Below are 26337 nucleotides of genomic sequence, written 5' to 3'. Positions count from 1 at the left end.
TCTCAGTGGCTGTGCGTGATGATCCCGCGAATGTTCTTGCCATCGAACATGTCTTGATATCCCTGATTGATATCGCCGAGTTGGTACTCGGCGGTGACGGTCTCGTCGAGCTTGAGTTGGCCGTCTCGGTACAGTCGGAGCAGCCGGTGAATGTCGGCTCTCGGGTTAGCTTCGCCGAAAAGACTTCCAGCCAAACGCTTTTGGAAGAGTGTGAACATCATCAACGGGATAGTTGCAGTGTTCTCAGTTGCCGGGGCAATACCGGTGACAACACCCACACCGCCTTTTCGCACCAACTCCAGCGTCTGCCCGATCATTTCGCCGGCGACGACTCCGACTGTGAGAATCGCCGAGTCCGCCATTACACCGCGGGTGAGGTCGGCCACAAGCGCGGTGGCCTCCTCGAAGCTTGTGCAGAAATGCGTTGCCCCGAGTGGCATTACCTGCTGCCTCTTTGATTCGACAATGTCCACCGCGACGATATTCTCGGCGCCCGCTATCCGGGCGCCCTGGATCGCGCTGCCGCCAATGCCGCCGCAGCCGATGACGACGACGGTATCGCCCGGTTGGACCTTTGCGGTGTTCACCGCCGAGCCCCACCCCGTGGTTACTCCGCAACCAAGTAGACACGCTCGCTCAAGTGGTACGTCGTCGTCTACCTTCACCACGGACTCTTGGTGCACCGTGCCGTACTCAGCGAAAGTTCCCAGCAGCGATAGGGCGCCGAGATCCTTTCCGCGGGCGCGGCGACGGTAGCTGCCGTCGAGCATGGTGCCGGCAAGGATGAATGCGCCCATGTCGCAAAGATTCTGCTGTCCAGTCGAGCACCACCGGCACTGTCCGCATGCGGGAAGAAACGAACACACAACCTTGTCACCGGGCCGTAGGTTCTTGACTCCTGGACCGACTTCTTCAATGACACCTGCCCCCTCGTGGCCGCCGACGGTGGGGACGGCGATCGGCATGTCGCCGGTGCGAGCGTGATCGTCGGAGTGGCACAGCCCGCTCGCTTCGTAGCGGATGAGCACTTCGCCTTCCTGGGGCCCGTCGAGCTCGACTTCTTCGACACTCCAATCCTGGCCGGGACCCCAGAGAACTGCGGCTTGCATTTTCATTACTTGCTCCAATCAATGAAAGAATTCGGGCGATCGCCCATCGTGGATAGTGTGCTGCGTCACACACGCGCGAAGCGTGGATCGCAACGCCACGTGCTTGAACAGGAGCGCCATTTGCGGGCGGACCAATTCGTCGCGTTCGGCTAGTGGCTGTTCACCGGTTGCTTGTCATCGACCGGCGCGTCGGGCGCAGATCGCCGCCGCACGGAAATTTGGTAGCACTCGGCACGACGACAAACCAGATGGCCAGGGCCAGGGCAATGAGCAAGACGCCGACTGCCGACCAGACCTTCGAAGAGAGTTTCATGATTCCTCCTCGATCGGGGGCCTTCCCCAATCAAGTCAGAGTGTTCTGCCTCACAGTCGTAGGTGCGTGAACCCTAGTGCCATGCGATTGGACTGCAACGCCGTTGCCCACAACCTCGCCTTCGCGGCCCTCGTCGTCTTGTCGACATAGTGCGCGGTGATCAGTTGGCGACATGCCGAACTGGTGCTTGAAAGTTCGGGTGAAGTGGCTCGAGTCCGAGTACCCCCAGCGCGACGCGATCGCCGTGATCGAATGGTGAGTGCACTCAAGCTCGCGCCGGGCACGCATCAATCGCCGCAATCGCACAACTGAGCCGAGAGTATCCCCGGTTTCGGCAAACATCCGATGGACGGTGCGGACTGAGACCGCGTGTGCCGCTGCCACTGACGCAGGAGTGATCACTGTGTCCGGAAGATGATGGTCGATCCAGTCTTCAATCGCTGGTCGCAAAGCCATCGACGGTGCCGGACCTCCCCCGCCGTCGCTCGGGTGCAGCGAACCGACGAGAAGCTCTAGCGCGGCATTGCGGACGGTGCATACCGCCGTAGAACCCAGATCCTCGCCGGCTACGAGCAGCGATTCCAGGAAATGGTCCAGCAACTCGGTCGCCGGTGATCGTCGCCTAACGATCAGACCAGACTCGACCAATCGGCTGGAGCCCACTGCGGTCAGTAAGCCAGTAGGGACCACCATTAATCGCTTTTCGACGAGATTGCCCACCGTAAATCGGGCGGGTCGCTCGCAGTTCCACAAGAGCAGGTCACCTTTCCGCAGCAGAGTCGTCGAATCGTCCTGTCCGATCAATTCGGTGCCAGAACGGACCAGGAGTGCAGTCATGAGAGCACCATCCGACTCGGCGGCCTGCCGGCTTGTGCGTGCAGCCGACAGAGGGCCACACTGCATATTGACCACCGCCAGCTCGCGATAAGTCCGCTTTTGCATGCCAAGGTCGATACCGCGAGTTGGGTCGGCCGGTGGGACGCGTACCGCGAGGGCAACATTGATGCCGGCCATCGCCTGCTCGAGCTGTGATGCACGGTCCAGAACCGAGACACGGTCCGATACCTGGCCCGCTGCCGGTACTCCGTGGACGGGCCTAGTGGCACTCGATTGCATCGGATTCTCCTGCCTTAGAGGGATCTACTGATGAGTTCCTTCATGATCTCGCTGGTGCCGCCGTAGATCTTCTGGACCCGCGCATCGGCGTACATCCGGGCGATCGGGTATTCCATGATGTAGCCGTAGCCGCCGAAGATCTGCAGGCAGCGATCGGTGACCTCGATCTGCTTCTCGGTGCCCCACAGCTTCGCGATCGACGCGGTCGCCGGGTCGAGCGTCCCGTCGATCGCCCGCCCGATGCAGTGATCGATCAGCGTCTTGCCGGCCAGCACCTCCGCCTTGCATTCGGCCAGAACGTATTTCGTGTTCTGAAAGGACAGCAGCGGTTTACCGAACGCCTCGCGCTGCTTCGCGTAGGCGACCGCCTCGATCACCGCGGCCTCGGCGGCGGCCACCGCGCCCAGCCCGATGGCCAGACGCTCCCGGTGCAGCTGGCTCATCAGCTGGATGAAGCCCTGCCCCTCGACGCCGCCCAGCAGGTTCGCGGCCGGCACCCGCATGTCGGTGAACGACAGCTCCCGGGTGTCCTGACCGTGCTGGCCCATCTTCTGCAGCACCCGGCCCCGCTCGAATCCTTCGAGCCCGTCGACCTCGGCCACCAGCAGCGAGATGCCCTTGGCGCCCTGGGACGGATCGGTCTTGCAGACGATGACGAGCAGATCGCAGTGGGTTCCGTTGGAGATGAACGTCTTCGAGCCGTTGACGACGTAGTGGTCGCCGTCGAGGCGTGCGGTGGTGCGCACCGACTGCAGGTCCGATCCGGTGCCGGGTTCGGTCATCGCGATCGCCAGCACGCTCTCGCCCGTGGCGCAGGTCGGCAGCCACCGCTGCTTCTGCTCCTCGGTCGCGTAGGAGAGCAGATAATGCGCGACGATCGTGGAGTGCACAGCGATCGCCAGCGCGCTGTCGTGGGCGAAGGCCAGCTCCTGCAGCACCACCGCCTCGTGGCCGAAATCGCCTCCGCCGCCACCGTATTCCTCGGGCACATCGGTCAGCAGCAGGCCGGTGGCGCCGGCCTTGGTCCACACGTCTCGATCGACCTGATGCTGCTGCGCGAACCGTTCCTCGTGCGGCGTCAGCTCTTTGGCGAAGAAGTCACGCGCCAGATTGCGCAGCGCGGCGTGCTCGTCGGTCTCCCACGGGGAGCGGTAGTCGGGAAAGAGTGTGCTCATTGCGTTCTACTTTCAGTGAGATGCAAGTACGCTCCCGGCTCCACGTGTGCGTTGCGGACAGTGGTGTGTCCGATAGTGACAGCCAGGACCGGGCAGTCGACGGATGCTGTCACAGCGCCATCACGACCGCGCAGCGTAGACGTCCGCATGATTCACGCGCATAACCTTCTTGTCGAGCTTGCCGACGCTGGTGCGTGGCAACGATTCCAGACGGATAATGACGTCGGGCAGCTGCCATTTGGCGAACTGGCTGTCGAGTAGCGCGTGGATCTCGGCCAGCGGCAGGTCGGCGCCGTCCTTGGTGGCGACCAACACCACGGGCCGTTCCTGCCATTTGGGATGTGGCACGCCGATCACTGCCGCCTCAACGACATTCGGGTGTGCGACGATCGCGTTCTCCATGTCGATCGAGCTGATCCATTCGCCGCCGCTCTTAATGACATCCTTGATGCGGTCAGTAACCTTGAGATAGCCGTACTCGTCGATGGTGCCGACATCGCCGCTACGCCAATAGCCTTCGAAGAACCGCGAGTCGTTGTCGTCGAGGTCGTAATAGCTCTCGACGATCCACGGCCCGCGCACCAGGATCTCGCCGGCGGATGCCCCGTCGTGCGGCAGGTCGACACCGCCAGCGTCGACGATCCGGATATCAACACCGGTCATCGGAAGTCCCTGGTAACGCTTGTGATTCCACTGTTGCTCGTCAGATAGCCCCCTCAGCGATGGCTTGATACCCCGATTGGTGGTGACCAATGGTGTCGTCTCAGTGGCACCGTATCCCTGGACGATGTCCGCCCCGGTCAGGTCGTGGAATCCGCGCATCATCGTCAGTGGCGGCTCAGTGGCGCCAGACAACAGCCGGGTCCTGCCGAAATCGGGTTTCGTGGTCAGGGTTTCGATATATCGGAGCATCGGCTCGAAGATGGCGGGCGCACCGTTGGCAACGGTGACGTCCTCGGCGATCATCGCGTCCACCAAGGTGGATGTCTCCTCCGCGGCGTAGCGACCGGGGAGCACGAACCGCGTGGCCGCGAACACGCCGGCCTGCGGCAGACCCCAGCAGTTGCCATGGAACATCGGGGTGATCAGCATGATCGTGTCGTCGACCGTCAGAGACAATCCCTGCGCCTCCGAGACCGAATGCAGGTAGATCCCGCGGTGAGAGTAGTAGATACCCTTGGGCTTGCCGGTGGTGCCGGTCGTGTAACAGGCGCTGTAGGCGGAGGTTTCGTCGATCATCGGGAAGTCGATGTCCTCGGACGCATCGTCCATCAGCTCCTCGAACGACACCGCATTCGGCAGCGTGGTGGCCACCTCCGACAGCGGCTTGTCGGTCATCACGACCCAGGTCTGCACGCCGACGCCGGCCGCGGCGAGCGCTTCGGCGACCGGGAGCAGTGTCTCGTCCACGAAGATCACCTTGGCGTGACTGTGGTCGGTGACGAACGCGAGATCGTCGGTTGCCAGCCGTAGATTCATCTGCAGCATCACCGATCCCAATGCTGGTATCGCCCAATACAGTTCGAAATGCCGTTTACTGTTCCAGTCGATCACCCCGACGACGTCCGCCGGGCCGACGCCGAGGCCACGCAAGGCGTTGCCCAGCCGGCGCACCCGCCGATAGCAGTCCGCGTAGGTGTAGCGGCCCCAGCCGCCATCGGTGGTGCGGTAGACGATCTCCTGCTCCGGGTAGGTGCGTGCGGCATGCCGGATCAGTGTGTCGGTGTTGAGCTGGTAGTGGTCGCCATGCGTGGACGGCAGGCCATGAACGATGTCGTGCACCGCGCCTCCTACTATGAATGTGATGATCGAACTATACATTCGTACTGTATAGTCTGCAAGAACTCGAAAATGAGTTCACTTGTATAGTGGTTGATATGGGGAGACGACATGGGCAGTGGTGAACCACTCGAACGTGACCTGACCACAAAGGCGCGGATCCGCAACGCCGCGCTGGAACTCTTTGCTGCCGAGGGGGTTACCGCCATATCAATGCGGGCCGTTGCTGCGCACGCGGGCGTTGCCGTCGGGCTGGTTCAACACCATTTCAAAACCAAAGACGGGCTGCGATCAGCCGTCGAGCAGTACATCGTCGACCGTCATGCCGCCGCCATCGACTCCATACGCGGCGACGGCAATCCCGAGCAAGTGGCAACCGGCCGAAACAACGCAGTACGCCAGATGTACGACGAGCACCCAGCGCTGGTCGACTATATGCGTCGCGCGCTCCTCGATCCCGGCGATGACAATCATCTTCTCGAGCGTCTCACCGAGCTTGCGCGCGAGCAGGTCGTCCAAATGCGAGCATCTGGCAGCGCCTCGACTAACCGAACGATCCCCGACCAGGTCGTCCGCATGATGGTCAGGCAACTGGGGCACCTATTCCTGCAACCAATGATCGACGCCATGTGGGCTCAGCTTGATACGGCAGAAATGCGCAAGCCGCAGCTGGTCGTGCACGCATACGCAGATGACAGGGAATCCCGCGCGCTCAGCACGGACGCTTCCTAGTAGCCGGACGATCTGGCCACATTCCCCGGCTCCTCGGTCGACCGCGAACCTCGCACGACTCTCGCTGGAAATGGAACGACGCCCTTGAACTACATTTCCGCTGTTCACGGGGCATTGTCAACGTGGTGCGCCCGAGAGGATTCGAACTCCTAACCTTCTGATCCGTACTCGTCCGCAGGCCCCATCCGGTCCACATTTGTGCCGAATCGCTTGCGGTAGTTTCGTCCGCCTTGTTCCGAAAATGTCTAAATGCAGTCCGACTCGGTTGGCTCCCATTTTGGCTCCTCGATCACCGATGTCCGTCGATCCGATATCTGGCTGCTTGACTCGCCGGCAGCCGGGGTCAATGGTGGCCGGTGGTCATCCCGCTGGGACGCGAAGCGTCGTTGACGCTGGCTGGCGGCGAATACATGGTGTCGAATCGGGTCGGTCTCCGCTGCGAGTAACGGATCACTTGGTCGGGGCAGGGCAACCTGGTTTCGACGCCGATGGATCCGGACCTATGTGGCTGGTGTCGGCCCGGGGCGAGACGAAGTCGGAGCCCCGGCGCCGGCACCGCGCGCGAAGCGCGCCTTGATAGCAGTAGAGAAAGTTTGAACACGCCGCTGACTTGGTGGTCTCCACGTGGATAGGGGTCGGGGCGGCCGCACGGCGGGCGTAGCGGGAGCGAGTGGCGCGGACGGGAGCGCAGCGGACGGGAGCAGAACGAGCGGAGGCGGAGCCGCTGTTAGGAACTCTGGTTAAGGATGCTGATGATGTGGTCGGAGTTGGACGCTAGGTAGTCGAGCGCGGCGGTTCCTTTGTCCGCGGTTGCTGCCGAGGGGCGCCCGATGACGCCGGAGTTGGAGTAGGCGTGCATGCCGAGGGTTGCGAGGTGGCGCCGGTCGGACACCTCGTGATCATCGTTCTGCCAGCCGTCGCGCAGGTACTGGGGTGTGGTGGCGAGCAGGATGGATGTTTCGAGTTCGCCGGCGTGCATGTCGTCGTGGCTGTTCGTGATCATCTCTGCTGCTGTGCGTGCTTGATCCCAGTCGTCGCGGCTGGGGTAAAGCGCGGTCGTGGGCGCGCTGGTGGTGGCTTGCTGAACGATGTTGGACAGCACGTAGTTGCCGCCGTGTGCATTGACGATCAGCAGGCGGCTGATTCCCTGGGCGTTAAGTGATGCGGTGATGTCGGCGATCACCGCTGTAAGGGTCGCTGCGCTAAGACTGACGGTACCGGGAAACGCGATGTGCTCGTGTGAGCAGGAGAAGGTGATCGGCGGTAACTGAAAGAGGTTGTGGCGCAGGCAGACCGCTTCCGCGATGGCGGTGGCGATGAGAGTGTCGGTGACCAGTGGCAGATGTGGGCCGTGTTGTTCGAGCGCGCCGACCGGGAGCACTGCGATCGCAGCGCGGGCAGCGTCGTCGGTGCTGGTGGTGGTTGGCAAAACGGTCATGTGGCGGCTCCTTCGCTCAAAACGGTGGTGATATGTCGCCGGATGGCTGTGGCGATCGAGGTTTGGCATGAACCAGGCCGGGCGATCGCCGCAGTCGCGAGGACGCCGCGCAGGGAGTTGCGGGCCCGTGCTGATGGCGCACCACTGTAGGCGGCCAGCGTTGTCTCGTATTCAGTGTGGGCACCGGTGTAGTCCCCGGCGAGGCAGAGCGCATGTAGATAGCGTGCCCGGGCGACGGCGTGGTCGCGTGCTTGACCGGGATTGCGCCATTGCGCGACATGGTCGGCCAGCAGTGTCATCGCGGTGGCCGCGTCCCCGAGGAGCAGATGGGCGTATGCCATCTCGCTGTCGATATAGGACCGGTCGACGTAGCCGACCAGCTTGTGTGGTGTCGCGTCGACATAATCATCCGCGCGGGCTTGGTGGTCGGCGACGGCATGCTGATCACCCATGTGTGCGGCAGCGAGCGCTGACTGGCGGGCGAGGATGGCATGTAGACGGGATTCGGCCTCGCGTGCCGCGAGGTCATGGGCCTTCTGTGCGTACATGCCCGCCAGCTGCGGATTGCTTACGGTCAATGTGTTCGACAGACGCATCGTGACCATCGCGTGCAGCGCAGGGTCGCCGGACATTTCGGCGTACATCTTGGCCTGATCGGTCCTCATGACCGCCTCGGTGGTGTGCCCGGATTCCTGCAGGGTCCAACCCTGCAGCTCCATCAGCCGGGCAACCAAATGGATCAACGTTGAACGGTGCTGCTCTGGGGCGATTTTCAGGAAGTCGAGCGCCATCGCCACATCGTCGCTGAGCTGGCGAATGGCCCAGTACGGGCCGAAGGTGTGTTCGGTACGCACCGTCACCGACCGCCGATCCTCCAACAACGCCAGTGTTTCTGGGGTGACACGCGCTTCCAGGATTAGTGGCCGCGGCAGCTGTGAATCGGTGGGGAGGCCGAACAATTCCTCGACGCTAGTTTCGAACACTTCCGCCAGCATCTCTCGTGTCGCCGGCGACGGATTGACAACATCATTCTCCCACCGCGAAATCTGCGATTTGTACGATTCGACGTCGGCGATCAGTCCCCGGTCTTCGCTGACCCTGGCGATATGCCGTGCCAGCGTCTTCTGCGACCACTTACGCCGGGCGCGTGCAGCGCGAATCGCCTGACCCGGCGTCATCGGCTGCAGATTCGGAAGCGGCGCTGTCATCGCTTTCCGATTGTGCCCGATCACCAGCGGTCGATGGTGTCATCGCGTGTCCGAATGTTGACCCCTGCTAACCCCTGTCAATTTTCTGCGGCGCCGGCGACGGCTGTGCTGAACAGGTGGCCGAACACGCGGCCACCAGCACAGAAGGCAGGAACATCATGCGTTTGAAGATCGATACCGCAACCACGCGGCACCTCGTCACCAAAGAGCCGGAGCCGAAGACGAATTTCGACACCGGCGGCGCCAAACTCGACCCGGTCACGGGTCTGGCCCAGTACGGCGTGCAGCTGCTCGCCCTGGACGAGTCCGGCGGCGAGATCATCACCGTGACCGTGGCCGGTGACCCGAAACTGACTGTCACGCAGCAGGTGACCGTCACCGGGCTGGTAGCGATTCCATGGAGTCAGGGCGACCGCTCGGGTGTCGCGTTCCGCGCCGACTCGATCGTCCCTGCCGACACCGCTACCGCGGGGCGGCAGAAGTAACCCGCTCGGCCAGGACGATCCCGCGAGTGATCGCCCTGGCCCGCCGGCCCGCCGAGTCGTTACCGACCGGCCATCAAACTCAGCCATCCCCAAGTTGACACTCTCTTGCACTCCAAAGGATTCCACTCATGAACGACACGCCCTCGCCGACGCCGAACAAAGGCGGCAAACCCGATACCACCGCCGACGAGATCGCCGGATCGATCGCCACCGGGCTATGGCGTCTGGCCCGCTTCATCCTGGTGTGGGCGTGGCGGCTACCCGTCGTATCCGTTCCGGCGATCGGCCTCGGCGTCATCTATTGGCGGACCGGAGCCGTGTGGACCATCATCGCGGCCATCGCCACGGGTGCCGCCGTCATCGCGTGGTCGGTGTACTCGCCGATATCGTTGCGGCGCTACACCATTGACCGCATCCGGTTCCATCATCTGGTGTGGCGGCGCTACCGGTCGTGGACCGCGGTCTGCACCGACTGCGGGCTATCGCGCACCCGCAGTGATCAGGTTCTCGTGCCGAAACTGCTGCGGGTGCAGTTCGCCGCGACCGATGATGTACTCACAGTGCACCCGCTACGCGGCCAAACCGTTACCGACTTCAACAAAGCCGCAGACGCACTCGCTGACGCCTTCGCTGCCGACAGCGTCACAGTGACCCGTCCGGGGCCCGCGGTCATCGAGCTGGCCGTGCGCCGCGCTCAGCCGCTCGCAGAACCCATCACGCCGACCCCGACTGGCTCGGGGTCGGTCAGTCGTGGTGGGTCGCGGCGGTGGACACTGCAACTCGGGCAGCGCGACGACGGGTCTCCGTGGCGGTTGCCGATCCTGGGCACCCATCTGCTGATCGGCGGGGTCACCGGCTCCGGCAAAGGCTCCGTGTTGTGGTCGTTGATCGGTGCCATCGCACCCCTGACCGCTACCGGCGACGTGCAGCTCTGGGTCGCCGACCCGAAGGGCGGCATGGAATTCGGTGCCGGGGCACCGCTGTTCGCGCGGTTCGCCTACACCCCCGACACGATCGCCGACATGCTCGCGGACGCCGCCGCGCTGATGACCGAGCGGGCGGAGCGGCTGCGTGGGGTCACTCGGCTGCACACCCCAACACCGGCAGACCCGCTGATCATCCTCATCATCGATGAGTTGGCGGCGCTGACCGCGTTCACCGACCGCACCACCAAAACCGCCATCGACAAGCACCTCGGGCTGCTGCTCACACAAGGGCGCGCGGTCGGGGTCAGTGTGGTTGCCGCCGTGCAAGATCCGTCTAAGGAGATTGTGCCGATGCGGCAGCTGTTCCCGGCACGGCTGGCGTTGCGGATGGCCGAACCCACCCAAACCACCATGATCCTCGGTCCCGGCGCCATCGACCGTGGGGGTGCCGCCAATCAGATCCCGGATGATCTGCCCGGGGTCGGGTACCTCGCCGTCGACGCGCGGCCGCACCCATCCTCGTGCGCGCCTTCCACTACACCGACAACGACGTCGCGGCCCTCGTCCGCCGCTACGGCCACCCCGACCACGGCCAGAAGTAGGGAAAGGCCGATATCGTGTCGTCCAACCCGCCACCCACGCTGCTGCCCACACCCGCAGCAGACTTGGATGCCGCCACCGTCCGGGAGATGCTGCGCCGCGCCGGCGGCCAGCACTACCCGCGGTGGGCAGCGAGGGTACGGGCGACCGGTTACTGCCTGCACCCGATCCACCTGCAGCGGCGCCACGGTGTCGTCGCCGCCGACAGGCTCAGCATGCGGTGCGGGAATCGCCGTGCCGCGGTCTGTATCTCCTGCTCGCGGTTGTATGCCGGGGATACCTGGCAGCTGGTGCACGCCGGCATTCTCGGTGGGCACCACAACATCCCCGACACCGTCACGCAGCATCCGCAGGTGTTCCTGACCTTGACTGCGCCGTCGTTCGGGGCGGTGTATCCGACCGCGCACCGCACCCATGCCGGTCAGCCCCGCCGGCCCGACACCTACGACTATCGCGGGCATGTGCTGTTCACCTGGTGGGCGCCCAGCTTGTGGCAGCGGTTCACCATGCGACTGCGACGACTGCTTGCCGCCCAGCTGAAGGCGTTGGGGTTGGCGAAAGATGCTGTGCGGCTGTCATTCCTGAAAGTGCACGAAAACCAGACCCGGCTCATCCCGCACTACCACGCGGTCGTTCGCCTCGACCACCCCGACACCACCGGAAAGCAATGCGGCGCAATCGATTTTCCGGTCAGCAGCAGCGACCTCGCCGCACTCGCCGCCGAAGCCGTCCGCAGCATCGTCCTCCCAGTCCCTGACACATCGATGCCGGATGGTGTGCGGGAGCTACGGTTCGGGCCCCAAATCGATGCCCGCCCCCTCGACGCCTCGATCCCGGAGCGGCAGCGACGCAAGATCGCCGGCTACCTCGCCAAATACGTCACCAAATCCGTCACTGATGCCGGGATCAGTCCGCGGCCGATCAGCCCCGCCGCGATCGATGACCCGACCATCGCTGTCCAGGTCAGCCGTCATGTCCTGCAGATATGGCACACCCTGCGCGACCTCGCTGACCAACAACCCGATGAGTACGCGGCGATGGTCCGTTGGCTCCACACACTGGGCTATCGCGGACACGTCACCACCAAATCCCGCCACTACTCGACCACCCTCGGGCACCTGCGCCAGATCCGCGCCGTCTGGCGCCAGCAACACGGCACCGCTGACAACGCCGACGGTCACGGTGACAACCAGGGTGAGAGTGATTGCGAACCTTGGGAATTCGCCGGCGCAGGACATTTCACCCACGGCGACTATCAACTCACCCTCGCCGCCGCCCATCGCCACATGGAGCAACTCTGGGCAAGGCGCGAACACGCATGGCCAGCGGGTGGTCCGCCATGATCGCAGCGCTGGACCGACCTGTCCACACTCAGTCACACCGACTGGACGAGAGCGTGTTTCGGAAATGGTTGACCGATTCTTGCAAGCAGCAAGGCGTTCCTGTCACCATCACCGACCCCGCCATCGTCAACCAGATCGCCGTACTTCTCAAAACCTGAGGTAACCAACGACCGCAGAGGGCAAGACGATGCTCGCGGCGTCGCGGCAGCACCATGCGCCGCCGACAACCAATCACCGGTACGCGCATCAATATCTGCCACGCGAACACCAAAACGGTTTTGTCCGTGGCGATTTCACCCAACATTCGTCGATCGGCACGAGGATCGGGCAGGGACTGCACAGCGTATACCAGGTTGTCGGATACTCCATCGCACTGGCGAGCTGGCCGAATCAGGCGATCGCCCGGGCGGCCTGTTTGACCGACGAAAACTGGATGGCGGCGATCAGCAGCTGGTGCCACACTGGCTATGTGCCAGAAGAGCTGTCGGCCACTGAGGCCGCACGGTACCGCGCCGCATTCGCCGCCGGCGCGGATATGCGCTCTGCCTATACGGGCGGCGATACGAACGAGCGCCAGGCCGCGGCTGCCGCCCTCTGGCAGTCGCTGACAAAGATCGATCCGGAACACACCGGCGACAAGCTACACATTCCGGACGATGCCGGGCCCTACCGGGAGGCGTTGACGGCGATACTGTGCCGCATCCCCGACGGTTGGGGCCGGTGGATCTCCTGCGACGCGGGCTGGTATCGGCTGATCTGCCAGCTGGACCGCCAACTCGCCGCCATCGACCCCGGCTACGAAGTGCACCAGGTGAAGGAAAAGTTCGGCGCACTGCGATATTACTTCGCCACCTCGCCGGGCCTGCCCGCCACGAATGAGCAGCGGATGGACGACCTCGTCGCAGCCGCCGAAACCGCCAGCTGCAACACATGCGAACGCTGCGGGCACGGCGGGATCCGGCAGCGCAGCACGGGACAAGGGATCAGAACACTCTGCGCGGACTGCGCCGATACCCTCGGCGGATACTCACAAACGGCGTGAACCGGCCGCGCTGACAGACACCAGCAACGAGCAGGCGGCCGCAGATCACCTCCACGGCAACGACCACGCCGATCGTTCGTGTGCGACCTGACTGCGGCTCCGCATCAACGTATTCATCCCGGACGACGCGGAAGCGACTGGCGGCGCCTGCACGTCGCCGCAGAGCAGAGTTGTCGGTGGCACCTGCGACGATCGGCGGACACCCCAGAAAGCGGACACCCCGGAAAATTGTGAGGAGCACCGATGACTGTCTATGGCCGATTCATGGCGATCTTCTGCATCACTCTCATTGCGGTCATCCCGTTGGACGCGCTCATCTGGTCAGTCGAAGGCCCGCTCAGGCAGGTCGACCGCAGTGGAGCGCTGGCCCTGGTCGCCGCGTTCATTGCGGTGATGGGCACCGCTACTTGGCTGCGGCCCCGGTGGCGGCCGACGATCGCGACCTATGTCGGATGGATTCTCGCCGGAGCAGCATGGTTCACCGCGGTGGCGACCGACTTTTCCAGCCACGACGCTAGCAGCGAATCCACGTCACTGCTTCTCGCCGTGATGGTCCTCGCATTGAGCTATGCGGCAGGATTCAAACCGTGCGGAGACGAACAACGCCAACATGCCGATGATCAGCGGCTGCGCCTGCTGATCCGCGAGGAAATCACCGCCGCCGTCCGCGACACGCAGCGCATCTGACCGGCCACCGCCGAATGGCCCAATTGATCGGTCATACCCGCCACTGCGGCTGGACACGGTTGATGTCCAGTGTTCGGGCGCCTTTGGTGCCCGGCGCGATGACCGCGTGATCGAGGACCGTTTTGATGATGGCGTGTTGCCGGTCTATCGACAGGATCTCCCAACCCTCCCGGAGTGACTGTCCAGTCCCGGCAAGCTCATACAACGCACCGTCGGACGATATAGCCGCAATGTCCTTCTGCACGCGACGAATTCGCTCCTCGATCGGGTTGCGAGCTGCCATCCACTCACGTGCGGTGATCGCCCCATCCGCATACAGCCCGGCCAACTCATCAAGCTTGGCCGTGTCGGCCGTGGCCTGCGCAGTCAACTGTGCGGTGTCCGGGCTCTGGGCAGCCTTGCCGGCCAACGCTTTCCGCAGCCCCGGCGAATCGAGCCGGGTCAGCACCGCGTCCACCAACAACTCCTCGACCGGAACCGCAACGACCGTCAGCCGACCGCAGCCACCGAAATCCGGACCGGAATTGCACACATACCGGCGTACTCGCTTCTCGGCTTTCGTCTCAATGCGCGCTACCGAGTACAGCATGTGCCCGCAGCGGCCGCACCGCAGCATCCCCGAGAACACATAACGGCGCGGCACCCGCTTGTTCGCCCGCGCTTTCGCCGCGAACACCGCCAACACCTGATCCCGCTCGGCAGGAGTGATGATCGGCTCCCACACCCCCGGCGCGATCACCTCACCATGCAACTCACGCAAACCTGCGATTCGACCCGAACGCACCAACGTCCGCAGTGTCGAGGTAACCCACGGCTTGCCACTGACGGTCGGGATCTGCTGATCATTGAGCCACTGCGCCAGCGACCGCATCGACTCCCCGGCGATCGTCCGGGCCACCAGATCCCGTACCACCGCCGCTTCGGACTCACGCAGCACCAGATTTCCCTGCTCGTACCCGAATGCGCGCTGCGCCGTTCCGTGCGGTAGTCCCGCCTCCGCATTCGCCAGTGCCTTGCGCTTGATCCGGGCAGACCGGCGACCCGATTCCTTCGCCGCAAACGCAGCGAAGATCCGCGCCATGAACAAGCCATCGTCATTGCCAAGATCGATGTCGGCGGTCACCGTCGCAACCTCGCGCACCCCGACCTGTTCACACAATGTGACGAACTCTTCGAGCTCGACCGGCCGGCGATGGAGCCGATCCAAGTTGTAAACGATCACCGCATCGCGCGACCCATTCGCCAGATCGTCAACCATCTGCCGGTAGGCCGGCCGCATTTTCCCCGAGTACGCGGACACGTCGTTGTCGACGTATTCACGACCAATAGTCCAGCCACGTCCTGCCGCCAACTTCCGACAGTCTTCCAATTGTCGTTGTACGCCAAGGCCTTTCCCCTCCTGATCGGCCGAGACTCGGGCGTACACTGCCGCTGACTGGACCCGAGTTTTCGAACTCCTCACAGAGGTTAGTTTAGCGACTAGCTAGCAACCTCAAACCGCTGTGCCGGTTCCATCACCGCATCAAGACCTTCACCAGCTGGCAGGACCACCAAGACGAGTCCCGCACCGCCTGGTTCACCACACCCACCGGGCACATGTTCGTCGGCAACGCCTTCAGCGGACGCGACCTGTTCAACAAGCTCTTCCCCAGACGGTCACCCGATCATCCCGCCCGCGACAGACTCGACACGCAGCGCGACAACGACTTCCGGCGCCACCAACGCGCCGAGAAGCGCTGGAACGACGCCAACCCGCCACCGTTCTAGAGATTCCGCTCCGGACGGAGCAGCTCCCCATATCGCCGGTCAGGACCACTCTGACACGGTGGCAAATGTCATGCGACGGATGTCGACTCTCGCGACGCGGCCGTCGACCACAACAACATCGATGACGGCGAGCGGGTGACCGCCCGGTGCGATCACATGAACCATCCGACCTCCCAGCCACATCGGCGTGCTTGCCCGGATACGGTCGGCGAAGAATCGGGTCTCCTCCGCGACCGCCCGGGCGCCCCGGACCACGGTCGGTGTGTCCGGCGGTACCAGTGACCGGTCGGCGACACGGATGCAATCCTCGGCCAACAGCGCGACCATCGCATCAAGACTGCCGCCGCGCGCCGCGGCCAGAAAGGCGTCGACGACCAGGGACGCATCACCCGACGGCAGTTCAGGGTCCAGCTCGGAGTTCAACCGCGAAGACGCGATCCGGCCGCGTGCCCGGCTCGCATGCTTCTTCGCACCGTCCACACTGGTGTCGAGGATCGTTGCGACCTCGCCGAACGGCACCGCAAAGAGGTCATGCAGCACATAGGCCACGCGTTGCGAAGGCGTCAACCGATCGAGGACCACCATCAGCGCGCGCGACACGTTCTCGCGTTGCAGGTAGAGCTCGTCGGCCGCGACAGCCTCCGCGGGGAGAGCGTCGGCGAACAGCGGATCTTCCTGTCGTCTGCCGCGGGCGCGCAACTGATCGAGACACACCCGGGTGAGTGTTGTCGTCAACCATGCGGCAGGGTTGCGGATCTCGGTGCCGTCGACACGCAGCGAGTTGAGCCACGTGCTCTGCACGGCGTCCTCGGCGTCGTGGATCGAGCCGAGCATCCGGAACGCCATGGTTGTCAGCTGCGGTCGTAGATCTTCGAACTCTGAGGTCGGTACCACCGGGTGTCACCTTCTCGTGGGGCAGGACGTCGGTACGGATGAGAGCACCACACTCACATCGTCCATCCGACAACCCACCTCAGAGGAGGACACATGTCGACCGTACCGACCCGGCCACCGCGCGGCGGAACCCGACCAGCGAAGGGCCCCCGGCGATGACCATTCCCCTGTTCGTCGCCACGATCATATGCATCGTGGCCAATGCCGGTATCGCCATCGCCGACTTCGCCCGGGCCGAGTTCGTGCTGGACAATTCGGCCGAGGTCCACGTCCCACCTCGGTTCCTGCCCCACCTCGCGACACTCAAGGCCGCCGGAGCAGCAGGGCTCGTCCTCGGGTTGACGATCGAACCCTGGATCGGCGTCGCCGCCGGAACCGGGCTCACTCTGTTCTTCGTCGGCGCGGTCATCGCCCATGTGCGGGCCCGCATCTTCTACAACATCGCGTTCCCGGGCGCCTTCCTGCTCCTCGGCGTGGCGGCAACGGTCTACATGATCCGACTGACCACAGGCGCGTGACCCGTCACCGGCGTCGAACGCCTCAGCCCATCAACACCGACGCCGAGGGGTAGCTCTCGGCGAATCCGTCGGGAAGCGGGGCGATGAAGACGTTCTCGGTGCGGGTGCGGGTGATCCGCCACCGGCCCTCATCCCTCCGGAAGGCGTTGTTCAGCCGGCTCGACCGCAGCAGGGCCGAGCCGTCGCCGAAGAGCCACGGCTGCATGTGAATCCACTGTCCCTCGGCGTCATCGCCGTCGACATGGATCTGCTCCGACGTCAGGTAGTGCGCGTTGAGCACCAGTGCCGGGTCCCGCTTCTCACTCCAGAAGCGCTGGAAGTGTTCGCGGATCGCCTGCTTGCCCTCGGCACGCCCGAACTGTCCGTCGTAGTACTCGCCGACGCCCTCCCACACCGCGTCGTCGGTGTAGAGGTCAAGGATGCGCTCGATGCGCTCGGCGTCATCCGCGAGACCGGGTTCGGGACACGGGGTGTCGCAGAGGAACATGTATCGAGCCTGGATTCGCCGGATCTCGGCTTCGGCCTCCAGGGTCTCGACCCGCGCGACGAGCGCCGAGATCCTGGCATCGTCGTCGCTCATCGGCCAAGCACCTCGACCACCGCACGCGCCTCCGAGATCCAGGCCTCGACCTCAGAGCCGTTCACGCCCAGCGGCAACTGCGACAACCGGAGCGTCATCGAGTATCCGCCGCGTGCGTCCCGGATCGGCAGGACGACGGAACCGACGTCGTAGGTCTGATCGGGTCGCACCTCGCGGAGGCGATAGTCGACGGCCGACTTCCCGATGGACTCGCAGATCTCGCGTTCCTGCGAAGGCGTCAACCGCCCTCGCTCATAGGATTTCGTCGCCTCTCGCATCTCCTCGTACGCAGTCGACGAGGCATCGGGCAGAAAGGACACCAGGTAACCGTGCCGCCGCACGAAGTCGAGACGGTCGCGATGTACCTGTCGCACATCATCGTCGGCATGCCGGAGCTTCGCCAGCCACCGCTCCCGGGTCTCGTCGTCCTGGTCGAACACGTACGTGTCCCCGATGGGCGGCACCATCGGGATGCGGTACGCGAGGCCTTCCTCACGGTCGACGCCCGGCGCGGTGGCCGACAACACGACGGCCATCTCGTCGCGGCTGACCGCGGTGAGGACCGACACCTCGCAGCCGACGGACGTCGCCAATGCCTCCACCTGCGGGCGCGCCGCGTGCGCGGCGTGGATCGTCGGCAGGATCTCGTGGTCCATTCGGGCCATCAGCGACGTCGACACGAAGCTGCCGTAGCCACCCTGGAAGAAGATCAGCGGCGACACCGGGTTGGTCACGGCCAGATCCCGCACCTCACAGAGCGTTATCCAGTGATCGCCCGCTTCGACGACGTTGCTGATGCGGGTGTCGATCCAGGCCACCGAATCCGCGAGAACCGGATCGCCCGACGGCGAAGGGAACCAGTCGATGCCCGCGAGCTTGTCCTTCCAACGCTGCGCGATGGTGAGGACGACGTCCTCCTGTTCACCGCCGAGGATGTTGATGCACAACGACTCGCAGGCCCGCATCTTCTCGAAGGTGCGCGAGGTCTTCATCGGCATGAAGGACACCAACGGCGGGTCCATCGACACCGAACTGAAAGTCCCGACGACCATGGCCAGCACGGAGCCGTCGTCACCTCGTCCCGTCACCACGACCACGCCGGTGGGATAGTGCCCCATCACATTTCGGAAGATGCCTGGGTCGATGGCACTGATCACGTTGTCGGACATGTCTTCTCCTGGGATCGAATCGTCGCGGTGGTCGGGCACTCAGGCGGTCCGGGCCTCGACCGGCTCCTTGACGTAACGCTTCTGCAGAATGGCACCGAGTCGCTCCGGCCGGAGGAAGGCGATGCACAGTGCGCCGCCGATCAGCAGGACGATGCCGGTGATCGTGAACGCCTGGTGCACGCCGGCCGCCATGTTGTCGGCCATCTCCGCGCTGGGCTTCTCACCCTTCGGCGGCGACACATACCCCGCGTCGGTCATGAGCCAGCCGACCAGGATCGGCGAGATGACCGCGCCGAACGACGCCACGCCTCCGAGGGTGGCCATGAGGATCGGTCGCTGCCGAGCGCCGACCGCGTAACCGATCGCGGTGGCGGTCATCGGGAACGCCAGGCTGCATCCACCGGCGAGGCACAGCAGTGCAACCGCAGTGATCCCGGACGACGCCTGGATGGCGATGAAGCACAACCCGGCCAGGACCGCGGCGCAGCCGAACGGGACGGCGATCGCCCGATGTGCCGAACTCCCCCGGTGCAGCATCCGGTGCCCGAGCGCACCCAGTCCGAGCAGGACGAGCGCGCCGACCACCCACGGCACGGTGGTCACCGCACCGACCTCACCGAGCGACAGCCCGACCACGGTGCCCAGGTACTGGGGCAGCCAGGTCGTCAGGAAGCCCTGCACCCAGAAGTTCGACGCCCCGCCGATCACGGCGGAGATGAACGCCAGGCTCAGCAGCGCACGCCAGATCTTGACCGGCTTCTGCTCGTCGACCGCGGAGGTCGCGACCTCCTTCGCATCGGCAACCGTCTCGTCGGTGTCGAGTGCCGGCTCGTCCGGCGACGAGGCCTTCTTGGGACGGTAGGGACCGTCCGCGCCGATCGCCCACCAGGCGATCACCCACACCAGGCCGATGATGCCCAGAACACCGAACGCCCAGCGCCAACCCCATACGGCGATGACCCAGGCCAGCAGCGGCGCCGCGAAGACAGGACCCAGCGTGGAGCCGGCGGCGATCAGGTTCGACGGCAGCGCACGACGTGTGGGCGAGAACCAGGTGTGCGCGGAGGTGAGCGACATGGCCGTCGCGGGACCCTCGGCGCCGCCGAGGATGATCCGCGTCACCAGCAGGATGGCGGCGCCGCCGCCGAGCAGCATCGGGAATTGCAGCACCGCCCAGGTGACGCCCATCGCGAACAGGATCCACTTCACCGAGATCTTCGACGCCAGGAACCCGGTGACGACCGAGACGATCGCGTACAGGAAGAAGAAGGCACTGCCGATGAATCCGAATTCGGTTGCGGTCAAGCCGAGTTCGGGCATCGCGTCGGCCGAGACCAGGCCGAGCACCGCCTTGTCGGCGAAGGCGATGATCTGGAACAGCACGAGCATGCCGGTGACGATCCAGGCCCGTCTCGACATGCGGCCGAAGTCGATTCGTCGATCGGGGGCGGTCGGCGACGACGGCGTCGTCACCGCGGGTTCTCTGAGGCTCATTGGGTTTCCTTGGACTGGCAGGGTGCGAAGACGCCGGGCTGTCGGGGGCTGGCAACGACGTTATGGCCACCCGTCCCTACGGGGATACGAGGGAAATCTTTACTGTCGCCGCGATGCGCGACAGGGCAGACTGGTCCCATCACATGAAGGAGGAACGGTGAGCTCGGCCTACTGGAAACAGCCCATCAGTGAGCAGGCGACCGCGGTCCACGAGAAGGTGGTGTCGGCGGAGATTCTCGCGGAACAGGTCCGTGAGGAGATCGTCGGCACCGACACCGATCTGCGCGCGTGGGTCGAGCTGTCCCCGGGCGTCGTCGACGAGGCACGACGGCAGGATGGGATACCGGGTCGCCGGCCCCTGCGAGGCGTCTCGCTCGGGGTCAAGGACCTCATCGACGTCGAGGGTCTGCCGACCCGTGCCGGTTCACCCGTCACGTCGTCGTCGCCGGCGGCGTCGGATGCGCCCTGTGTCAGTCGTTTTCGCGATCTGGGCGCGGTGATCCAGGGCAAGACGGTCACGACCGAGTTCGGCTACTTCTCGCCCGGGCCGACGCGCAATCCGCACCACCCCGGGCACACGCCGGGCGGGTCGTCGAGCGGTTCGGCCGCCGCCGTCGGGGCTGGCGTCATCCCGGTGGCGCTGGGTACGCAGACCGCCGGCTCGTTGACCCGGCCGGCCGCCTACTGCGGCGCCGCGGGCATGGTCCTCGCGCACGGCTCGACGGATCTGTCCGGCGTCACCGGACTCTCGGAGTCGCTGGACTCGCTGGGCATCCTCACCCGCGACATCGCCGACCTGCAGTACGTGTACACCGCCTTCACCGGCCGCTCGCCGATCGTTCCCGGTCGCTCCACCGTCCGGACCGTGGTGGTGTGGGGCGGCAGCGACCTGCACCCGATCGACCCGGCAATGGCAGACCTGGTCGACCGGCTGCCGGACCTGCTCGAGCGAGCCGACGTCGAGACCCGCGCACTCGAATTCGACGATCATGTCCGCACCCTGGCCGACGACCACGTGACCGTCATGTCCCATGAGGCGGCCGAGACCCTGGACGAGGTCGTCCGGGACCATGCGGCCGCGCTCAGCCCCGCGCTGCTCGACCTCGTCGACGCCGGCCGCGCGGTCCGGCCCGCGGACCACGCGGCCGCCCTCATCCGCCGCGACCGCTCGCGGGATCTGCTGGCCGAGACGCTCGGCGATCACACGGTGATCGTCGGTCCCGCCGCACCCGGCCCCGCACCGAGCGGCCTCGACGCGACCGGGTCGCCGGTCCTGAGCCGACCGTGGCAGCTGCTCGGCTGCCCGGTCGTCGTCGTCCCGGGGGCGACCACGGACTCCGGGATGCCCCTCGGACTACAGGTGATCGGCTTGCCGGGGCGGGAGTCGGCCCTGTTCGAGGTCGCCGCGGTGCTCGAGAACGAGCTCCGGTCCCATCCGGTCGTCCCGGTCTGATCCGGTTGCGAGAGAGAAGATCTGCATGACAGTCAAACCCCGTCCCGAGACGCACCACCGGATGTTCCTCACGTGTTACGAGGACACCTTCAACTACGGCTGGCACCATGTCGACCTGTTCGTGCACGACGAGTACGGCCGGGAGGTCAACTGGGTGCACTGGACCGTCGAGGCCGACGGCCCGGAGGCGGCCGACGAGTCGGTCCGGCGCGAGGAACCCTGGCTCAACCGGACGTCGGAGTGGCGCCATCTGGTGAGTGCCGTCGGGATGAACTACTGGACGGCCGACGCGGCGTGGACGTGACCGCATCGGATGTGACCGCGGCGGTGTACGTCGTCGACGACGACCCGGAACTCTGCGAATCGGTCGACTGGCTGCTCGGCAGCATCGGGATCTCGCCGCGGATCTGCCACAGTGCCGACGACTTCCTCGCGCAGTACTCCGGGGACACCCCCGCGTGCATCGTGCTCGACGTCCGCATGCCGACGATGAGCGGCCCGCGGCTGCAGGAGAAGCTCAACGAGTTCGCACCGCACGTCGCCATCATCTTCGTCTCCGCGCACGGCGACATCCGGATGTCGGTGTCCACCCTGCAGGCCGGCGCGATGGATTTCCTGGAGAAGCCCTACGACCCGCAGCGGCTGCTCGACGCCGTCCAGGCGGGGATGGAGAAGGCGGTCGAACGCTTCCGCACCCACGCGCAGAAGCGGTGGGTGGAATCGAAGGTCGCGCTGTTGACCCCGCGGGAACGCGAGATCCTCGCGCTGGTCGTCGAAGGTCTACCCAGCCAGAACATCGCCCGCCGCCTCGACATGAGCGTCAAGACGGTGGACGTGCACCGTGCCCGGATCAAGAGCAAGACCGACGCCGACAGCATCAGCACGCTGGTCCGGGACATCCTGCGGTTCGACGTCGAGGTGCCGACCAACCCCTAGGGCAACGGATAGGGGTGGCCGGCGCGCTCGGGTCAGTAATAGTCGAGCACGATCTTCTCGCCGGTGGTCCGCGAGACGCAGACCGCCATCACCTCTCCGGACTCTCGCTCGGCCTTGGTCAGCACGTTGTCGCGGTGCTCGGGATCACCGGAGAGGACCTGCATGATGCACGTACCGCAGATGCCCTCCTGACACGAGGTGTCGACGTCGCAGCCGTTCTCCTCGAGGACCTCGACGATGCTCCGGTCGGCCGGGACGTGATAAATCTCGCCGTCGAGTTCGACGTCGAAGGACGTGTTCTCCGACGCATCCGGCTGATCGGTGGCGTGGAAGTTCTCGAAGTGGACCGCGTCGGCCGGGATGAACTGTTCGGCCAATTCCCGGACCTTGGTCATGAACCCGTCCGGGCCGCAGACATAGACATGCGAGCCCTGCGGCGCCGATTCCAGCGCGGCGGTCAGGATCGGTCCGTGGGCCTCACGACCGACGCCGACATGCGCGTGCAGCTTGTCCGGGCAACGCTCCCGCAGCAGCGGCAGGAACGCCGCGTCATCGACTGTCCGGGCGAAGTAGTGCAGCTCGAAGCCGATCCCGTGCACGTCCATGTAGCGCGCCATGCTGAGCATCGGGGTGATCCCGATGCCGGCCGCCACCAGGACGTGATGCGTTGCTGTGGAATCGATCCCGAGCAGGTTCCGTGGCTCGCTGATCTGCAGCCGGTCGCCGACGCGCAGTTCGTGCAGTGCGGCCGAACCACCTCGGGACTGATCCTCGCGCTTGACGGCCACGGCGAAGGACTCCCGCCCGTCGGGCCGGCTGCACAGCGAGTACTGGCGGGTGATGGCGGTCGGCCCGACGACATCGATGTGCGCTCCGGGCGTGTACTCCCCCATCGTCGAGCCGTCGGGCCTCGACAGGTAGAAGGTCTTGATGCTCGGGGTCTCCTGGACGATCGCGGAGACGACGACGTCGGTGAGGGCCATGGCGGTGCTCCTGGTGGTGGCGAATAATTCTCGAGGTGCGATCAGCGGACGAAGAGCCCGCCGTTGACGTCCCAGCACGCACCCGTGACGAAGAAGGCGTTCTCGGCGGTCAGCAGGCCGACCATGTCCCCGATGAACTCGGGGCTGCCCAGCTTCCCGACGGGGATGCCGGCGATCACGGCGTCGAGTTTCTCCGGCGGCACGGTCGCCTTCACGACGGGCAGGTCGTGCGGCCCGGGCGCGATCGCGTTGACCGTGACACCCTTGGCCGCAAGCTCTTTGGCGAAGATCTTGGTGACCGTCAGGATCGCGCCCTTGGACGTGGCATAGTGCGCGCCGGTGGCGGTGCCGCCGTTCTGACCGGCCAGCGACGCCATGTTGACGATGCGGCCGTACCCCTCGTCGGCCATCGCGGCCCCGAAGACCTGGCAGCCGAAGAAGATGCTGTTGACGTTGGTGTTCAGCACGCGGGTGAAGTCCGGCTCGTCGAGCGTCATGAGATCGGCCGCCTGGGTCAATGCCGCGTTGTTCACGACGATCGTCGGTGTGCCCCAGACGGATTGCACATGCGCCAGCGCGTCGACGAAACCCTGCCGGTGCGCCACGTCGAGGACGGCCGCCCGTGCGGTCGACCCGTCGGGCGAGAGTTCTTCGGCGATGCGCTGGGCCGGATCGAGGGCGATGTCGGTGAGCAGGACGCGATGACCGTCCCGGTGCAGCCGGCGGGCGATGTGCGAACCCATGCCGCCGGCGGCACCGGTGACGACCGCGATCCCCTTGTTCGTCGAACTCATGTCCAGGTCCGTCCTCACACCAGGTAACCGGAGGCGCTGACCGCGTCCTCGCTGTCGATGAGACGGGCCACCTTCAGACTGATCCGGTCGTTACCGTCGGAACCGAGGCTGATGGTGTGGGTGAGCTCGGCGCCGATCGTCGAGAAGGCATCGCGCTTGAACGCGTTGAGGATCTGCGCGGACCGCAGGATGACGGTGTCGTCGCTGACGTCCGACACGGTGAACCGCGAGATGACCCGGACCGTGCGGGCAGCGGCGACCGCCGACGGCGCGTAACCCTGCATCATCCGTTCGACGCGCAGGCGCCGCATCCGCTGGTCGTCGTACACCATGTTCAGCGACGAGTCGAAATCGTCGGTGTCGGGATCGATCGGGATGACGTAGTGCGCGTCATCGGTGTAGAGGGCCTCCCACGCCGGGTAGTCCTTGGCGTCGAGGAGTTCGGCTTCCTTCCACACGAGCGCGATCGCGCGCAGGACGCGCGGGTCGTTGAAACTGTGCAGTTCAGTCATCGCTCATCATCTTCTTCCACATGGCGTAGGACTCGCGCATCCCCGTCTCGTCGGTGACATGCGATGTGGGCCAACCCTCTTCGGTCGTGTACTCGCGGTTCTCCCCGCGGTTGACCAGGATCGGCATGTTCGGGTTGCCACCGGCGCCGATCTGGACGCGATCCCATCCCTCGGCGTCGTCGGGGCTGCCGAAGCCGAAGGGGCCCTGGAAGTGCTCGTGGATCCGGAGGCGCTCGCGGTTGATGCTCTCCGGCCCACCGTCCATGCCGATCGCCATGTGCCACACCTCGGTCACGTCCACGCTGATCGGGATGAGAACCCGGAAGAACGACGACGACATGGCGATGTTCGGGAACATGTTGAGGTTGAACCCGCAGCCGTGCATCGAGCGCATGTAGCGACGGATGCGTTCGGGACTCTCCCCCGCCTCGGCGAGTTCGTCGACGAGATGCTGGAACCGCGGCTGCACCTCCTCGGAACCGTCGTCGATGTCGAGGTCCGCGTGCGCGGCCGCCATGATCGCGACGCTGTGACCGTTGCCGAGCGCGTGCGTCTCGGCGGCCGGATCGTCCATGAACGACATCATGTTCGCGGTCTCGGCGTCGACAGAGGCCATCCACGACTTGTGCACCATCGGGAAGTGGTAACCGTCGGTGGTGTTCTCGAGCTGGATCTTCCAGTTGCCCTTGAACCGGAACTTGTGACTGCCGAGGACCTTGGTGGGGAATCCGTTGGACTGCTTCAGGAATCGCTCCATCCAGATCTTCGCATCACCCAGGTGGTCTTCGAGCGGTTCGATCTCGGTGTTGAACGTCGCGAAGATCATGCCGAGATAGCTCTCGGTGCGCAGCTTCTGCAGGGGGAAGTCGTTCTTCTCGACGACGCCCTCGTAACCGTCCGGGTACGGGATGCCGCGCAGTCGACCGTCGAGGGTGTACGACCAGTTGTGGTACGGGCAGGTGAAGCCGTTGGCCTTGCCGCTGCGCTGGTCGCACACCGTCGCCCCGCGATGCCGGCACCGGTTGAGCAGGGTGTTGAAGTTGCCCTTGCGATCCCGGGTCACGATGACCGGTTGGTCCCCGACCTGGGTGGTCTTGAACGAGCCCGCCTCGGGGACCTCGCTCTCGTGCGCGACCCACACCCAGGTGCGGTAGAAGATCTTGCGCATCTCCTCGGCGAAGATCTCGGGATCGGTGTACAGCTGACCGGCGACGCGGTCCTTCTCGGCGAGGTCCGCGAAGCCGCGGGTCGGCCGCTCGATGGTGGTCATCGATGTTCCTTCGT

At 65.0% G+C, this 26337-nt stretch carries 27 protein-coding genes and 1 pseudogene; 12 read left to right on the top strand and 16 right to left on the bottom strand.

The genetic code is table 11. The features are described from left to right. Positions 1 to 2: 2 nt before the first annotated feature. From QAD21_RS08755 to QAD21_RS08735, 5 genes are all read right to left on the bottom strand, one after another. Positions 3 to 1115 carry an NDMA-dependent alcohol dehydrogenase gene (locus QAD21_RS08755; protein ID WP_055475060.1) on the bottom strand — a complete coding sequence of 371 codons (1113 nt, stop codon included), beginning with the start codon at positions 1113 to 1115 and terminating at the stop codon, positions 3 to 5. A gap of 154 nt (positions 1116 to 1269) precedes the next feature. Further along, positions 1270 to 1422, bottom strand: a complete 153-nt coding sequence (locus QAD21_RS08750; protein ID WP_205333738.1) for a hypothetical protein — start codon at positions 1420 to 1422, stop codon at positions 1270 to 1272. 30 nt (positions 1423 to 1452) lie between these two features. Further along, positions 1453 to 2436 (bottom strand): helix-turn-helix domain-containing protein, encoded by a 984-nt coding sequence (locus QAD21_RS08745; protein WP_165630250.1) that lies wholly within the window; start codon positions 2434 to 2436, stop codon positions 1453 to 1455. Positions 2437 to 2552: 116 nt separating this feature from the next. Beyond that, the gene (locus QAD21_RS08740) at positions 2553 to 3713 is read right to left on the bottom strand and encodes an acyl-CoA dehydrogenase family protein (protein ID WP_055475062.1); all 1161 of its coding nucleotides are present in this window, start codon (positions 3711 to 3713) and stop codon (positions 2553 to 2555) included. 120 nt (positions 3714 to 3833) lie between these two features. Beyond that, on the bottom strand, positions 3834 to 5495 hold the full coding sequence (locus QAD21_RS08735; RefSeq protein WP_223258868.1) for a long-chain-fatty-acid--CoA ligase: 1662 nt from the start codon (positions 5493 to 5495) through the stop codon (positions 3834 to 3836). A gap of 108 nt (positions 5496 to 5603) precedes the next feature. Between QAD21_RS08735 and QAD21_RS08730 the strand changes: the two genes are divergently transcribed. Further along, entirely contained in the window at positions 5604 to 6224 is a 621-nt protein-coding gene (locus tag QAD21_RS08730; protein WP_055475064.1) for a TetR/AcrR family transcriptional regulator, read from the top strand. 727 nt (positions 6225 to 6951) lie between these two features. Here QAD21_RS08730 and QAD21_RS08725 read toward each other — a convergent pair. Both QAD21_RS08725 and QAD21_RS08720 read right to left on the bottom strand, forming a co-directional pair. Continuing rightward, complete coding sequence (locus QAD21_RS08725; RefSeq protein WP_055475065.1) at positions 6952 to 7662, bottom strand: creatininase family protein; 711 nt, start codon at positions 7660 to 7662, stop codon at positions 6952 to 6954. Next, positions 7659 to 8870: a helix-turn-helix transcriptional regulator gene (locus QAD21_RS08720; RefSeq protein WP_055475066.1), complete on the bottom strand. Its 1212-nt coding sequence runs from the start codon at positions 8868 to 8870 to the stop codon at positions 7659 to 7661. Before QAD21_RS08720 ends, QAD21_RS08725 begins: the two co-directional genes overlap by 4 nt. 158 nt (positions 8871 to 9028) lie before the next feature. Between QAD21_RS08720 and QAD21_RS08715 the strand changes: the two genes are divergently transcribed. The 6 genes and pseudogenes from QAD21_RS08715 to QAD21_RS08690 all read left to right on the top strand — a co-directional run bounded on the left by QAD21_RS08715 (position 9029) and on the right by QAD21_RS08690 (position 13953). Then, positions 9029 to 9355: a hypothetical protein gene (locus QAD21_RS08715; protein WP_055475117.1), complete on the top strand. Its 327-nt coding sequence runs from the start codon at positions 9029 to 9031 to the stop codon at positions 9353 to 9355. 128 nt (positions 9356 to 9483) lie between these two features. Then, a pseudogene (locus tag QAD21_RS08710) lies at positions 9484 to 10662 on the top strand (FtsK/SpoIIIE domain-containing protein); the annotation flags it as partial. Positions 10663 to 10970: 308 nt separating this feature from the next. Then, positions 10971 to 12224 carry a replication initiator gene (locus QAD21_RS08705; RefSeq protein WP_055475068.1) on the top strand — a complete coding sequence of 418 codons (1254 nt, stop codon included), beginning with the start codon at positions 10971 to 10973 and terminating at the stop codon, positions 12222 to 12224. Next, positions 12221 to 12382 carry a hypothetical protein gene (locus QAD21_RS08700; RefSeq protein ID WP_156354182.1) on the top strand — a complete coding sequence of 54 codons (162 nt, stop codon included), beginning with the start codon at positions 12221 to 12223 and terminating at the stop codon, positions 12380 to 12382. The genes QAD21_RS08705 and QAD21_RS08700 overlap by 4 nt, the downstream gene beginning before the upstream one ends. 29 nt (positions 12383 to 12411) lie before the next feature. Beyond that, on the top strand, positions 12412 to 13266 hold the full coding sequence (locus tag QAD21_RS08695) for a hypothetical protein (RefSeq protein WP_055475070.1): 855 nt from the start codon (positions 12412 to 12414) through the stop codon (positions 13264 to 13266). A 243-nt stretch (positions 13267 to 13509) separates the two neighbouring features. Then, a complete protein-coding gene (locus tag QAD21_RS08690) occupies positions 13510 to 13953 on the top strand; it encodes a hypothetical protein (protein ID WP_137809918.1) in 444 nt (147 codons plus the stop codon). A gap of 31 nt (positions 13954 to 13984) precedes the next feature. On the opposite strand, the gene QAD21_RS08685 is transcribed toward QAD21_RS08690, so the two are convergent. Next, positions 13985 to 15379: a recombinase family protein gene (locus tag QAD21_RS08685; RefSeq protein ID WP_055475072.1), complete on the bottom strand. Its 1395-nt coding sequence runs from the start codon at positions 15377 to 15379 to the stop codon at positions 13985 to 13987. Between the two features lie 170 nt (positions 15380 to 15549). Here QAD21_RS08685 and QAD21_RS08680 point away from each other — a divergent pair, with 170 nt between their 5' ends. Then, a complete protein-coding gene (locus QAD21_RS08680; RefSeq protein ID WP_223258865.1) occupies positions 15550 to 15720 on the top strand; it encodes a hypothetical protein in 171 nt (56 codons plus the stop codon). A gap of 39 nt (positions 15721 to 15759) precedes the next feature. Here QAD21_RS08680 and QAD21_RS08675 read toward each other — a convergent pair whose 3' ends face one another. Then, positions 15760 to 16614: a sigma-70 family RNA polymerase sigma factor gene (locus QAD21_RS08675; RefSeq protein ID WP_055475073.1), complete on the bottom strand. Its 855-nt coding sequence runs from the start codon at positions 16612 to 16614 to the stop codon at positions 15760 to 15762. A 155-nt stretch (positions 16615 to 16769) separates the two neighbouring features. Between QAD21_RS08675 and QAD21_RS08670 the strand changes: the two genes are divergently transcribed. Next, the gene (locus QAD21_RS08670; RefSeq protein ID WP_055475074.1) at positions 16770 to 17132 is read left to right on the top strand and encodes a DoxX family protein; all 363 of its coding nucleotides are present in this window, start codon (positions 16770 to 16772) and stop codon (positions 17130 to 17132) included. 22 nt (positions 17133 to 17154) lie between these two features. Here QAD21_RS08670 and QAD21_RS08665 read toward each other — a convergent pair whose 3' ends face one another. From QAD21_RS08665 to QAD21_RS08655, 3 genes are read right to left on the bottom strand one after another with little or no spacing between them, the layout of a single operon-like run. Continuing rightward, a complete protein-coding gene (locus QAD21_RS08665; RefSeq protein ID WP_055475075.1) occupies positions 17155 to 17712 on the bottom strand; it encodes a nuclear transport factor 2 family protein in 558 nt (185 codons plus the stop codon). Beyond that, positions 17709 to 18881, bottom strand: a complete 1173-nt coding sequence (locus QAD21_RS08660) for a flavin reductase family protein (protein ID WP_055475118.1) — start codon at positions 18879 to 18881, stop codon at positions 17709 to 17711. Before QAD21_RS08660 ends, QAD21_RS08665 begins: the two co-directional genes overlap by 4 nt. 39 nt (positions 18882 to 18920) lie before the next feature. Then, positions 18921 to 20375 (bottom strand): MFS transporter, encoded by a 1455-nt coding sequence (locus QAD21_RS08655; protein ID WP_055475076.1) that lies wholly within the window; start codon positions 20373 to 20375, stop codon positions 18921 to 18923. A gap of 157 nt (positions 20376 to 20532) precedes the next feature. On the opposite strand from QAD21_RS08655, the gene QAD21_RS08650 reads away from it, so the two are divergent. Genes QAD21_RS08650 through QAD21_RS08640 form a run of 3 tightly spaced genes read left to right on the top strand, consistent with a single transcriptional unit; the run spans position 20533 to position 22764 of the window. After that, positions 20533 to 21828, top strand: a complete 1296-nt coding sequence (locus tag QAD21_RS08650; protein WP_055475077.1) for an amidase — start codon at positions 20533 to 20535, stop codon at positions 21826 to 21828. A gap of 25 nt (positions 21829 to 21853) precedes the next feature. Then, positions 21854 to 22132 (top strand): hypothetical protein, encoded by a 279-nt coding sequence (locus tag QAD21_RS08645; RefSeq protein WP_055475078.1) that lies wholly within the window; start codon positions 21854 to 21856, stop codon positions 22130 to 22132. Next, a complete protein-coding gene (locus QAD21_RS08640) occupies positions 22123 to 22764 on the top strand; it encodes a response regulator (protein WP_083229336.1) in 642 nt (213 codons plus the stop codon). Before QAD21_RS08645 ends, QAD21_RS08640 begins: the two co-directional genes overlap by 10 nt. A 32-nt stretch (positions 22765 to 22796) precedes the next feature. Here the strand turns inward: QAD21_RS08640 and QAD21_RS08635 are convergent, their stop codons facing one another. Genes QAD21_RS08635 through QAD21_RS08620 form a run of 4 tightly spaced genes read right to left on the bottom strand, consistent with a single transcriptional unit; the run spans position 22797 to position 26323 of the window. Continuing rightward, positions 22797 to 23747, bottom strand: a complete 951-nt coding sequence (locus tag QAD21_RS08635) for a PDR/VanB family oxidoreductase (RefSeq protein WP_055475079.1) — start codon at positions 23745 to 23747, stop codon at positions 22797 to 22799. 41 nt (positions 23748 to 23788) lie between these two features. Next, positions 23789 to 24541: an SDR family oxidoreductase gene (locus QAD21_RS08630; RefSeq protein WP_055475080.1), complete on the bottom strand. Its 753-nt coding sequence runs from the start codon at positions 24539 to 24541 to the stop codon at positions 23789 to 23791. A 14-nt stretch (positions 24542 to 24555) separates the two neighbouring features. After that, a complete protein-coding gene (locus QAD21_RS08625; protein WP_055475081.1) occupies positions 24556 to 25053 on the bottom strand; it encodes an aromatic-ring-hydroxylating dioxygenase subunit beta in 498 nt (165 codons plus the stop codon). Continuing rightward, complete coding sequence (locus QAD21_RS08620) at positions 25046 to 26323, bottom strand: aromatic ring-hydroxylating dioxygenase subunit alpha (RefSeq protein WP_055475082.1); 1278 nt, start codon at positions 26321 to 26323, stop codon at positions 25046 to 25048. Before QAD21_RS08620 ends, QAD21_RS08625 begins: the two co-directional genes overlap by 8 nt. Between the last annotated feature and the right edge of the window lie 14 nt (positions 26324 to 26337).

Source organism: Gordonia sp. SMJS1, from assembly GCF_029866425.1.
Classification (GTDB): domain Bacteria; phylum Actinomycetota; class Actinomycetes; order Mycobacteriales; family Mycobacteriaceae; genus Gordonia; species Gordonia hongkongensis.
The sequence above is the reverse complement of the archived record's forward strand: the minus strand, read 5'-3'. Positions and strand labels throughout refer to the sequence as shown.